This is a genomic window from Psychrobacter sp. UBA3962, assembly GCF_002385225.1.
GTDB lineage: Bacteria > Pseudomonadota > Gammaproteobacteria > Pseudomonadales > Moraxellaceae > Psychrobacter.
In genome coordinates this window covers 17,145-28,848 of sequence record NZ_DGDC01000047.1, presented here as the reverse complement: position 1 = coordinate 28,848, position 11,704 = coordinate 17,145, and the positions used below count along the sequence as shown (strand labels likewise).

Genomic DNA, 11,704 nt, shown 5'->3' with positions numbered 1-11,704 from the left:
TTTTTTTCAGCATACATCATCGTCAATATGGCAGTATAATTCGGTTAGGTTGTCCATGTAAGAAGTCCTTTTTGTTGAGTTTTTGTTGGTACCTTAACTTTAACAATTTTGGACTTCTTTTTTTTGCCTTTTTTTGACCTGCTTATCCCGAACTCAGGTTAACTTAACTAATAAAGAATTTATTCCTGAATCAAGTAATCATAAAGCGAGTCTTCTACTGGCTTATCGAGCAGGAATCTGAAATGGACGACTGGCTGTCCTTTGTCAGTTTCCCCTTGCTCAATCGAATCAGACTCGATAGCAACGTCACCTAAATAATAAAAGTCTGTACCTTCGCCATCTTCTTTTTTGACAAATAAAAGTATTCGCTTAGAGTCGATGACGTTCTTAATCTCCGCACTGCTAAGCTTTCTGTTTGAGCGTGATTCCCAAGCAAACTCAGAAGGATTGATAAAGTGGTCGTTGTAATTAATATCACCTTCTAACTCGTCTGCTTTATGATAGGTAACAAAACAAGGCGTGACCTCATTTCTTGTTCTATAGCCGTAAACGGTACTGCTGATATCTTGTTCCCAGTTCAATAGTCGGCAAACGTCCTTTCTGCTGTATTTGTGATATCTAAGTAGACCATTGACATACTCTTTATCAGCAAAAACAGCGTTAAACGTGGCAATGGAATATTCAATCGAATCAACAAAAAATAGCTTAAACGTATTATTCGCTAATGCCGTTTTTAAGTCTTCACCCAAGCTAAAGACGTTATTCTCTAGCCTAATATTGTCATAGTCTTTTTTGATGAAGTTAAAGTTAATATTAATCAGCAGCGACTCAATAGTCTTGTCATCAACAAAATAGCCATACGTGCTTTTTACTTCACTGATAAAGTCGTCTTTGTGTAGACTACCCTCTTCAACCAGTTGTCGTAGTAATAGACTTTCTTCAACACGCTTGCCATTATTGATATTAAGCGTAAATAGCTCGAGAAGTGTCTTTAAATCTGGCGAAACTGTGCCTTGATAATCGCTTTCAACTCTATTAACGAAGTTTAAATAAGACTTTGAATATGACGCGAATAACCACGGGTCTCTTGAGCCGTACTTGATGAAATCCATCATCATTGGGATTGTACCCGTCTTATGTTTTAGGTCCTCGTAGTCCTTTTTTAAGTCCGCCAACTTTTGCATATTCGCATTTTTGATAGATTCAAAAATCTTTTCTCGCGCTATCTCGTCAAAGTTAACAGTCGATGCACCTGGAATTAAGTCACTGCCACTACGAATCAGTTTTCGAATAGTATCTTTGTTAAATGAGCGGTCACCATACAAAGCAATTGGCACCAAATAGTTATTAGAATAGTTGCCTATAAAGTCGATAACCGTTAAATACTCTTTCCCCTCTGCCTTTCTCAAACCTCGGCCCAATTGCTGCACAAAGATAATGGCAGACTGGGTCGGTCTTAGCATGATGATTTGATTCACGCTCGGTATGTCGATACCTTCATTAAAAATATCTACCGTAAAGATATAATCAATCTTGTCACTATTTTTACTTTCTAATCGTCGAATCGCCTCTAGCCTATCACTCTCTGAGCTTGCACCTGATAAAGCGATAGAAGGATAGCCCTGCCTGTTAAACTCATCGGCAAGTTGGGCTGAAATTTTATTAGTCGAGCAAAATACTAAACCTCTGACTTCTCCAGAGTCGGTACCATAAAATTTGGATTTGGCAATGATATGGTTCACTCTCTCATTGCTAGTCAGTTTGTTAAAGTTGGAATGCTCATCAATAACTTCATTATTAACGGTAATATCTGTTACCCCATAATAATGAAACGGTGATAGCATGCCTTCATCTAGCGCACGATGCAGTCTAATCTCATAAGCAAGATTGTAACTAAATAGCTCAAAGATATTAGCCCCATCTGTACGCTCTGGTGTCGCTGTCATTCCTAGTAAGAATCCAGGATTGAAGTGGTCTAATATCGCCTTGTATGATTGCGCGCCTGCTCTGTGCGTTTCATCAATAACGATGTAGTCAAAGTGCTCAGGACTAAATAGATCTAAGTTCTCTTGTTTTGATATGGTTTGCACAGTCGAAAACAGATAGTCACACTCGGTCTCTTTGTGTTGACCTGAGAACAAGCCCATAGATATTTTAGGGTCTAATAAGCTTTTAAAAGTTCGCATTGCCTCTTCGGCAATCGTTCTTCTATGCACAATGAATAAGAACTTCTTGGGCTGATATTGCTGTACATCAAAAGCCGATAAGTAAGTTTTACCTGTCCCCGTTGCAGAGATAATAAGCGCTTTATTCTTACCTTGTTTACGTGAATCACTTAGGTTTTTTAAAGCTTCCTGTTGCATTTGATTTGGTGTGACTGATTCAGGTATGACCTTTTCCGCTGCAACCTTAACCTGTTCTCTGAGTAGCTTTGCTCTATTCCAAATCTGTGAATACTCTTGAATAAAGTCAGGCGTAACATCTTTCGCTATCGCAAGCTCTTTATCAAACTCACTAATGACCTGCTCATACAGCAGTCCATCATCAGTGGTTGAAACTTTTAGATTCCATTCTTTATTGGAACAAAGAGCACTTGCCGTAAGGTTACTACTGCCAATAATAACGTTATTTGTACGACCGTGTTTAAACAAATAACCTTTTGAGTGAAAGTTATTGGTCGCAATTTTTAGAACAATATTCTTAAACTTGGACAACTTTTTTAACGCATCAGGCTGGGTAAAGTTTAAGTATTGTGAAACAAGCAGCGTTCCTTTAACGTTTCTTTTCTCAAGCTCTTGCAGACAATTAATAATGGTTGCGACACCACTATTTGTCACGAAAGCGACAGAAATATAAAACTCATCACAGCCATTTAACTCCTTTAATAAGGCAGATAAAAACTTCTTACCTTCTTTTTTATCATTGGTCAGTAAAGCAGCCTGATAATTTTTATTAGCATTATAATGTTTGTCAATAAAGCTCTTTTTCAGGCTTTGATTAAGAGATATGGCCTCAGTCATTGGTCTAATTCCTTAATCAGCTTATCAACAATAGGAACATCAGCCGCAGCCCAATCTAAGTCCCCAAGCTCACTAACATCTAGCCATTTAAATGAGATGTGTTCTGATAACTCAAGCTCTCTCGTTGGTGTAGAGCAGATAAAAGAGTGCATTTGAATCTTAAAGTCTGGGTACTCATGATTAACAGTTAAAAAGTCTTGTTCAACAGCAATATTCATTTTTAACTCTTCATGAATCTCTCTGACTACCGTATCTGATGGCAATTCGCCTGCTTCAATCTTTCCTCCAGGAAATTCAAACTTTTCTGAAATATAGTCAAATTTATTAAGCCCTCTTTGGACACAAAGTATTTTACCGTTATTTATAATAATTGCCGCCGCTACTTTCAGTTGTTTCATTAAGTTCAAACTCCTAATTGTTTTAATCAACACCTTTAAGTATTATTCTATATGTATTATAAGCATTAAATGACTGTCAAAATTGATTATCAACCAATCGTTATGTTTTTAAAGATTATATATAATGAATTAAATTATCAATACAGCGATACTTTAAAGACCTCATCCATTCGCATACTGTAATATCCCAAACCCGCTCTCAAATCAACACCCAATGCGACCCGTTAGCCAAACCTATATAATAGCGGTATGAGCCAGTCCACTATCAAAAGCCTAATCCAAGACACCCAACCGCAGCGCAAGATCATTCACCTCGACATGGATGCGTTTTATGCCAGTGTTGAGCAGCGAGATAACCCACAGCTGCGCGGTAAACCGTTGGTGGTCGGCGGTGACCCCAGCGGCCGCGGTGTGGTGGCTGCAGCCAGTTATGAGATTCGCAAATTTGGCGTGCGCTCGGCCATGTCTTGCTATGAAGCTAAACGGCGCTGTCCTGAGGCGATATTCGTACGTCCCCGCTTTGAGGTGTATCGTCAGGTCAGTCAACAAATCCGCGAGATTATGCTCAGTCTGACCGATTTGGTCGAGCCGTTATCACTCGATGAGGCCTATCTGGATGTCACTGGGATTAAAGAACATCACGGCTCGGCTACCTTGATGGCAAACTGGCTACGGGCACAAATTTATGAGCAGACCCAACTGCGCGCTTCAGCCGGGGTGTCTTTTAACAAAATGCTCGCCAAGATTGCCTCTGACATTAACAAACCCAATGGCATTGCCGTCATCACTCCCGATCAGGCCGATGCCTTTATTGCCACACTGCCTATCGAGCGCTTCCACGGTATCGGCAAGGCCACCGCCAAGCGCCTGCATGAAATGGGTATTTACACTGGCGCAGATTTGCGCGCAACGCCGGTGGACACCTTAGAATATGAGTTTGGCAAACGCGGCCGCTTTTATTCCGAAATTGCCCACGGTAATGACACACGACCGGTCAAAGCCGAACGAAAACACAAATCAGTCGGCTCAGAGACTACCTTCCGCGATAACTTGAGCGATACTGAAAGCCTGTTAGTGCAAATATTTGAACAAAACGCCGATGCTTTTGAGCAGCTGACCAAAAAAGGACGACGCGGCCACACAATTACCCTCAAAATTAAGTATTCAGACTTTACTCAGATTACCCGTTCACACACCTTGAACACGCCATTTCCTTCTGCCGAATCTGCACATTATTGGCTACAAAAACTGCTCGCCGACGCCCCACGTCATCTGCCCATTCGTTTGGTCGGGGTCACCTACTCCAATCTCACTAGCCTAGATGATCTAAATACTCAGCCTGATTTGTTTGGTTTGTAGTGCTAACTCGTGGCGCATAACAACAGTTTATCGATAAGTAACAGCCAATTAATAATCAATGAATAAACAACAACGGCAACCCAAACTGACCTAAAACCCAACTCAAAAAACTCGCATTTCTGTTAAACTACTCCCCATTGCGCGCAGCCTTGGCTTGCAGCAGACCCTCTTCTTATTTTGAACCGATTAAAGACCTCTTATGACTCAGCCTACCCCTCAAAATCAACTCGACAGCTCAAACAATATGACAACCAACATCACCGAAACAGAAGGCTATCTGAGTGTTGCTGATTATGATTATGAGCTACCCGATGAATATATTGCCCGTTATCCCCTGGCTGAGCGCAGTGCGTCACGCCTGATGTATTTGCCTGCTTCTAATATGGCGCAAACGGATGGCACTGCTGATATTCAGGACAAAAACTTCGCTGACTTGCCTGATCTTTTAGACGCAGGTGACTTGATTGTGTTTAACGATACAAAGGTGATGAAAGCACGCTTATTTGGCCAAAAAGACACCGGTGGCAAAGTAGAAGTTTTGGTTGAAAGACTGACCGATGATGTTGAGTTCACTACTGATGAGAACGGACAAAGCTTTGATAATGTGGCGTTATGCCATGTGCGTGCCAGCAAGGCACCAAAGTTAGGGCAGACGCTTTTATTAGGTGATGGCCATATAGAATGTGTGATGATTGGCCGTCATGAAAACCTATTTGTTTTAAGTTTCAAAAATCCAATCCTGCCGGACTTAGAGCAGTATGGTGAATTGCCAATTCCGCCGTACTTTGAACGTCATGCCGATGAAACTGACAATGTGCGTTATCAAACCGTGTTTCATGACCCGACCAAACTTGCCAGCGTGGCTGCTCCGACAGCGAGCCTGCACTTTGATGATAAAGTGTTGCAGCAACTGGCCGATAAAGGCGTTAACACCGCTTATGTCACCTTGCACGTTGGCGCTGGCACCTTTGCGCCGGTGAAGACCGATAATTTACTCAATCACACCATGCACAGCGAGTATGCCAACTTGCCGCAAGACACCGCAGATTTGATTAATCAAACCCATCAAAACGGCAATAAAGTGATTGCCATTGGCACCACAGTGACCCGCGTACTTGAGACCGCGTATCAAAAGACGGCCAATGACCAAGGCGAGGTTTCTGCTTGGTCTGGCGATACCGATATCTTTATCTATCCTGGCTTTAAGTTTGGCGTGATTGATAAGCTGTTGACCAACTTTCACTTACCCAAATCAACGCTACTAATGTTGGTCTCTGCCTTTGCCGGTAAAGCCCCTATCGAGCAGGCTTATGAACATGCCGTTGCTCAAAAGTACCGCTTCTTTAGTTATGGTGATGCCATGTTGCTTGAGCGAAACGAGTCATAATCATCGCTAATAACACACTATTTATGATTTATGTAGACCTTTATAAATACCCTAACCCCGTTCCATTGTTGTGACGGGGTATAACAAATGAGATACCGCCATGCATACTCTTACTCCCGTTGATGCCACTGCCACCAAAGCCGAAAAATACGAGCTGCTCCTTAAGCAAGCCGAAGCCATTTTAAGCAGTGAAAGTGATTTAATTGCTAATATGGCTAACCTAACGGCCTTGTTAAAAGACACCTTTAACTGGTTTTGGATTGGATTTTATCGAGTTGATACTGAGTCGAATCAGCTAATCCTTGCCCCATTCCAAGGACCACTGGCGTGCACTCGTATCAATCATGGCAAAGGTGTGTGCGGTGAAGTTTGGGCAACAGGAAAAACTCAAATTGTCGATGATGTGAATGCTCATCCGAATCACATTGCTTGCTCGTCTCTATCACAGTCAGAGATTGTGGTTCCGGTAAGAAATGAAGCCGGCGAGATTACCGCTGTGTTGGACATTGATTCGGATCAACTAGCAACGTTTGATGAAGTCGATGGGCAATATTTGGAGCAGTTGGTTGAGTTGCTTAAGTAAGTTTGGTTAAATCGCCTTTGTTCAATAAAACCTTCAATAACCACAAAAAAGCAGAGTCAAATGACTCTGCTTTTTTACTTTCAAAACATTAAGACACTTTTGGATGTGCAAAGTGCAGCTGACGATCACAGCCATAAGACACCGCTGTTTTATCGGCTTTAATATAACCAATATGTTGCCAGCCATTATCTTCTGGCTTCGTGGCCGTTTCTGATACATATATCGCAAAATCACGGGTGATATTTTTCGCAGTCTCTTGCGGAGTTAAAGCAAACTCCTGACGAAAATCAATGCCTGGGTTCATTTGATAATTCTCCGGTTTCATTGGAGATAGCATCATATATTTCGGTGAAACTGGCTTGGCATCCGCAGCCAGACCCATCTGAGCAATTCCGTTTATCGGCCGCATACCCGCGTCTTTATCAGCTTTAGAAAATATCGGGCCAATTTTCAATCCCAAACTCAAAACACTAAAGCGAAATCCGATTTTGGGCTTGTTGGTCATAGGAGCGACAAACACGCTGTCTCTAAGGGCACCGGTCAATACATCAGCAACAAAAAAACTCTCGGTAGTAACACTCTGTGTGGGGTCATTGGTGCCAAATATCTTGCCAGCCATTCCGAATGCTTGGTGTTCGCCTTGCTTGGTATCCGATAACGCCACGGATAAACGCCCGATAAACAGTGACTTGGCATCTTTAGCAAACATACCGGTGTAAGGCTGACCTTCGCCGTTTTTACCCGACTCGGTTATCTGCCAGGTGCCTGCCATACAGATGCCATTGCTATGTACCAACTTATCTAATCGGCCGTAATAGTCGGCCTCGTCATTTAAGGTTTGCTCTGATCGGGTCGCCAGCTTTTCCCTGACCTTTTTGGTAAATTGACCTGATGTTACTTTATAGGCAGGCAGTTGTCCTGCTTCATATACCGCCAATTCTTGTTGAATTTCAGCGTCAGCTTGCTCACCGCTTACCTCAGGCTGCAATGCCTCATTAAACACCACCTCATAGACTTGCTGATAGGAGCTGGCTGAAGCATGCTGCACGGTGATCAAAGAGGCAGCAGTGACGAATGAAAACAGACTTACTTGAGATAAGAGGCGTGCTGACATCATTTTCGAACGGGCTAAACAGATCATGGTTATATCCTTATATTGATCTACTACAGCCTTCATTGTATACCAGTTGGGCTTGGGCACTCTGAGTTATATGTATCCGCTGAACTGTATGCACCCCTATAATAGATAACTTTATGACAAACAACTCTAAACCACACATATTGATTGCAGCCTACTCGCCATATATAGGTATAAAAAATTCCCTCCAATCATTAGATTAAAGGGCATCATTTACTATTCAATTTTAAGCAGTTTGTTGGCTTATTTTAGCTCAAGTGGCGGAACTTCTTGACCACGTTTTTGATAAAAATCAGCCACAAACTCATCAAAGGTATCGTTATCGATTGCATCACGAATACCTTGCATCAAGCGCTGATAATAACGCAGGTTATGAATGGTCGCTAACTGTGCGCCCAGCATCTCTTTACACTTGTTCAGATGATACAAGTAAGCGCGGGTGAAGTTTTGGCAGCAGTAGCAGTCACATTCTGGATCTAGTGGCCCCATATCTTCACGGTATTGACTGTTACGAATACGCACAATACCTTGGTTTTCTTCATTACCCGTCACGAAATAATGACCATTACGCGCGTTACGAGTCGGCATTACGCAATCGAACATATCTACGCCACGGCGCACCGCTTCTAAGATATCTTCTGGCTTACCCACGCCCATCAAGTAGCGAGGTTTGTCCGCAGGCATCAGCTCAGGCATGTAGTTTAAGACGCTGATCATCTCTTCTTTGGGCTCACCCACTGACAGACCTCCAATGGCATAACCGTCAAAGCCAATGTCTAATAGACCTTCCATCGACTGACGACGTAAATCTTCATACATACTGCCCTGCACAATACCAAATAATGCGTTGGTGTTGCCTAGTTTTTTGTGTTCATCCACGCAGCGCTGACCCCAGCGTAGTGACAGCTCAAGTGACTTCTGGGCTTCAGAATAGGTAGCCGGATATGGTGTACATTCATCAAACTGCATCACGATGTCAGAGTTTAATGAATACTGAATTTGCATCGACTTTTCAGGCGATAAGAATACTTTGGCACCATCAATAGGTGATTTAAATGCCACACCTTCTTCGGTAATTTTACGCATGGCACCCAGACTGAACACTTGGAAGCCGCCTGAGTCGGTCAAAATAGGCTTATTCCAGTTCATAAATTGATGTAAACCACCAAATTTATCAATCACTTCAGTACCAGGACGCAGCCATAAGTGGAAGGTATTACCTAAGATAATATCAGCACCAATGTCTTCGATGTCACGAGGCAACATGCCTTTAACCGTGCCGTAAGTACCAACCGGCATGAAAGCTGGGGTTCTAATCTCGCCATGAGCAAGAGAAACAGTGCCTCGGCGCGCACGTGATTCGCCCGCGGCAGTTTTGTGTAGGGTAAATTGCATAGCATTAACTCAGAGTTATAGATTCAAAATGAAGGGGTTAGTTAAAACGTACAGAATTAAGAATTGAAATAAGCAAAAACTAACTTATTTAAATATATGTTCATGAATATCGATAATTATACCATTGCCGTCAAATCAACGGGGGACATTCGACAAACAACGCTCAGCTAATTTTAAAATTTGCTAGTAATCACAAGTTTACTTTGTTATAAAAGCAAGGCAGCCTTTTATTAGGCATGATTAATTACGGCGGCTTGCCCTTTTTTTACTTTATAACATCGTCTGTCTGCTCTCATTGATGAGCCTATCAGTAAGGCGAGGAACCTTCTATGAGCTTAAGAGTCATTATTGCCCTTATTGTTATCCTGTTGTTAATTGTTTTATTTTTCATTGTTTTTCGCAGTGAAAGCTCGGCCACCAAACCCCGAGAACTGGCCAAACCTAATAAACAGCCTAACCCAAATAATGATGCCAATCTTAATAAACCTCAAGCACGGGCGACCTATGTCAGCACCAATGGCAATACTGATGGGCTAAATAGCCAACAACCCTTGGAGCAAAATGAGGAGGCCGAGACAGTAAATTCAGCTTCTAACCCAGTTGATAACGAGCTGCCCGAGACGCCTCAAGCTGAACCGGATCCGGCTGAGACAACCGAACCACCTTTGTTGGATGAAGATGAATTACAACAGATGTTGGACGAAGCAGGCCCCGAGTTAGAAGAAGACTTATTTAAACAAGTGGACTTGGTTGAAGAACCAGAAGCAGAAGTTATCGCAGAGCCAGAGCCAGAGCCAGAGAATAAAACCAGCTCCGTCGAAAATCAACTGCCAAAAACCAGTATTTTTACCCTAGCTCCTATTAAGATTCAAAGCCCTGAAGAGCGTCAGGCTGCTGCTATTCAGCCTGAAGAGGTAGTGACTCCTGAGAGTTTATTGACTGAAACTGAAACTGAAACTGAAACTGAAGACAGTATGCAGGCCTTCGACTTTATTAAACAGTTAGACAGCGTGCAGTTAACTTTAGATTTAGCCCAGCAATACTTAGATGTGGGAGAATACGATAGTGCCAAACGCTTGGTGCAAGAAGTGATTGAGGGTCAAGGAACCGCCGAACAAAAAGCATTTGCCCAATCCCTACTTGATCGCTTGTATTAATTTTGGAGGTGTCTTTATATGACGCTTCTTAAATAATACTTTATGCCCAAAACCTAACACTCAAAGCTATTTGTAGACTTTTATCATGACAGAAAATAAAACAGACAGCTCAACCGACCATACCCTAGATCAAGCCACTTCCAACAAAGTCCAACTTATCTATGCCGGTGGAACTTTTGGCAGCTACGGCAAACCTTTATCAGCCTTGCCAGCAACGACTTTTTTGCCTTTGTTAATGGATAAGGTCAGACAAAACCTGACCAGCAATATAGAGGTTTTAGAAAATAGTTGTGTAAAAGACAGCAGTCAGTTGTCACCTTCAGATTTCAGTCATTTCTTTCAGTTAATTTTAAACCGGTATGCCCAAGGCTATCGTCATTTTGTGCTAATCACTGGCACAGACACCCTTAGCTACTTAGGCTCTTTTTTGGCAGAAGCTTTTGCCGGATCTGATGTCTCGTTGGCACTTACCGCAAGCATGCGCCCCTTATTTGATGCCAATGACATTCACAATTACAACATTGATCCCCATAGCGATGCTTGGGGCAATCTATCGGACGCTATTGGTTTGGCCGCTCACGGAGAGTCAGGCGTATTTGTGACCTTCGCTGGTGAATCCTGGCCGGCACAAACCGTTCAAAAAATTCACAGTCATGATTTAATGGCATTTACTGGTCATACTCGTGCTGGCTATCCTGCCAATAGTTATCTGAAGTCGCTACCCGCAGCCCGCCGACGCAACTGGATAGAAGACACTCAAGACAAGCTAGAAGTCATTACTTCCCAAGCCAAAACGGCTATTATTCCTACTATTTATTGTGTTCCTAATAGTGGTGAGTGGTTAAGTTCACAATTGACTGCGCTCCTTGAATTGCCTCCTACGGGCATCATACTCATGGGTTTTGGGGCCGGTAACATTCCCTTTAGTGAGCAGCTGGCACAAACTTTGGATAAGCTTTATCAGCACGGTCATATCGTAGTTTGCACCACTCAGTGCCCTTATGGCGGCGTAAGTGAAGCTTATGCGGCAGGCAGCTGGCAGTATGAGCATCATGTATTATCGGCTGGCCGATTGACTGTCCCTGCTGTCTATGCCCGCCTACTTTGGTTGCACTTGGCCTTTGACACCCCTGCTCGTCGTCGCCAACGTTGGAGCTATAGTGTTGGCAAACAGTAAGTAACTTCATTTCAATCAAAGACAGTAAGCCCTTATAATACGCCCTGCACTTTGTAGCACTGACTAGCTTAGGATTTATTTAACTATTTA

At 42.7% G+C, this 11,704-nt stretch carries 9 protein-coding genes; 5 read left to right on the top strand and 4 right to left on the bottom strand.

The window, feature by feature from the left end; genetic code table 11:
- Positions 1–179: 179 nt before the first annotated feature.
- Positions 180–3,020: a DUF3427 domain-containing protein gene (locus tag B3S92_RS11095; protein ID WP_296206073.1), complete on the bottom strand. Its 2,841-nt coding sequence runs from the start codon at positions 3,018–3,020 to the stop codon at positions 180–182.
- A complete protein-coding gene (locus tag B3S92_RS11090; RefSeq protein ID WP_296206071.1) occupies positions 3,017–3,418 on the bottom strand; it encodes a (deoxy)nucleoside triphosphate pyrophosphohydrolase in 402 nt (133 codons plus the stop codon). The genes B3S92_RS11095 and B3S92_RS11090 overlap by 4 nt, the downstream gene beginning before the upstream one ends.
- A gap of 249 nt (positions 3,419–3,667) precedes the next feature.
- Here B3S92_RS11090 and dinB point away from each other — a divergent pair, with 249 nt between their 5' ends.
- The 3 genes from dinB to B3S92_RS11075 all read left to right on the top strand — a co-directional run bounded on the left by dinB (position 3,668) and on the right by B3S92_RS11075 (position 6,747).
- The gene (dinB, locus tag B3S92_RS11085; RefSeq protein ID WP_296206069.1) at positions 3,668–4,777 is read left to right on the top strand and encodes a DNA polymerase IV; all 1,110 of its coding nucleotides are present in this window, start codon (positions 3,668–3,670) and stop codon (positions 4,775–4,777) included.
- A gap of 199 nt (positions 4,778–4,976) precedes the next feature.
- Complete coding sequence (gene queA / locus B3S92_RS11080; RefSeq protein WP_296206066.1) at positions 4,977–6,164, top strand: tRNA preQ1(34) S-adenosylmethionine ribosyltransferase-isomerase QueA; 1,188 nt, start codon at positions 4,977–4,979, stop codon at positions 6,162–6,164.
- A gap of 100 nt (positions 6,165–6,264) precedes the next feature.
- Positions 6,265–6,747, top strand: a complete 483-nt coding sequence (locus B3S92_RS11075) for a GAF domain-containing protein (protein ID WP_077448007.1) — start codon at positions 6,265–6,267, stop codon at positions 6,745–6,747.
- A gap of 88 nt (positions 6,748–6,835) precedes the next feature.
- Here B3S92_RS11075 and B3S92_RS11070 read toward each other — a convergent pair whose 3' ends face one another.
- Together B3S92_RS11070 and tgt are read right to left on the bottom strand one after the other, a co-directional pair.
- Complete coding sequence (locus tag B3S92_RS11070) at positions 6,836–7,888, bottom strand: hypothetical protein (RefSeq protein ID WP_296206061.1); 1,053 nt, start codon at positions 7,886–7,888, stop codon at positions 6,836–6,838.
- 240 nt (positions 7,889–8,128) lie between these two features.
- Positions 8,129–9,280 carry a tRNA guanosine(34) transglycosylase Tgt gene (gene tgt, locus B3S92_RS11065; RefSeq protein WP_296206058.1) on the bottom strand — a complete coding sequence of 384 codons (1,152 nt, stop codon included), beginning with the start codon at positions 9,278–9,280 and terminating at the stop codon, positions 8,129–8,131.
- Positions 9,281–9,609: 329 nt separating this feature from the next.
- Between tgt and B3S92_RS11060 the strand changes: the two genes are divergently transcribed.
- Positions 9,610–10,437 (top strand): FimV/HubP family polar landmark protein, encoded by an 828-nt coding sequence (locus B3S92_RS11060; protein WP_296206056.1) that lies wholly within the window; start codon positions 9,610–9,612, stop codon positions 10,435–10,437.
- Positions 10,438–10,522: 85 nt separating this feature from the next.
- Entirely contained in the window at positions 10,523–11,614 is a 1,092-nt protein-coding gene (locus B3S92_RS11055) for an asparaginase (RefSeq protein WP_296206053.1), read from the top strand.
- The last annotated feature ends 90 nt before the right edge of the window (positions 11,615–11,704 follow it).

Excerpts from the sequence above, each read along its gene's own strand:
- B3S92_RS11095 (WP_296206073.1), bottom strand. The coding sequence starts at position 3,020 with ATGACTGAGGCCATATCTCTTAATCAAAGCCTGAAAAAGAGCTTTATT.
- B3S92_RS11090 (WP_296206071.1), bottom strand. The coding sequence starts at position 3,418 with ATGAAACAACTGAAAGTAGCGGCGGCAATTATTATAAATAACGGTAAA.
- dinB (WP_296206069.1), top strand. The coding sequence starts at position 3,668 with ATGAGCCAGTCCACTATCAAAAGCCTAATCCAAGACACCCAACCGCAG.
- queA (WP_296206066.1), top strand. The coding sequence starts at position 4,977 with ATGACTCAGCCTACCCCTCAAAATCAACTCGACAGCTCAAACAATATG.
- B3S92_RS11075 (WP_077448007.1), top strand. The coding sequence starts at position 6,265 with ATGCATACTCTTACTCCCGTTGATGCCACTGCCACCAAAGCCGAAAAA.
- B3S92_RS11070 (WP_296206061.1), bottom strand. The coding sequence starts at position 7,888 with ATGATCTGTTTAGCCCGTTCGAAAATGATGTCAGCACGCCTCTTATCT.
- tgt (WP_296206058.1), bottom strand. The coding sequence starts at position 9,280 with ATGCAATTTACCCTACACAAAACTGCCGCGGGCGAATCACGTGCGCGC.
- B3S92_RS11060 (WP_296206056.1), top strand. The coding sequence starts at position 9,610 with ATGAGCTTAAGAGTCATTATTGCCCTTATTGTTATCCTGTTGTTAATT.
- B3S92_RS11055 (WP_296206053.1), top strand. The coding sequence starts at position 10,523 with ATGACAGAAAATAAAACAGACAGCTCAACCGACCATACCCTAGATCAA.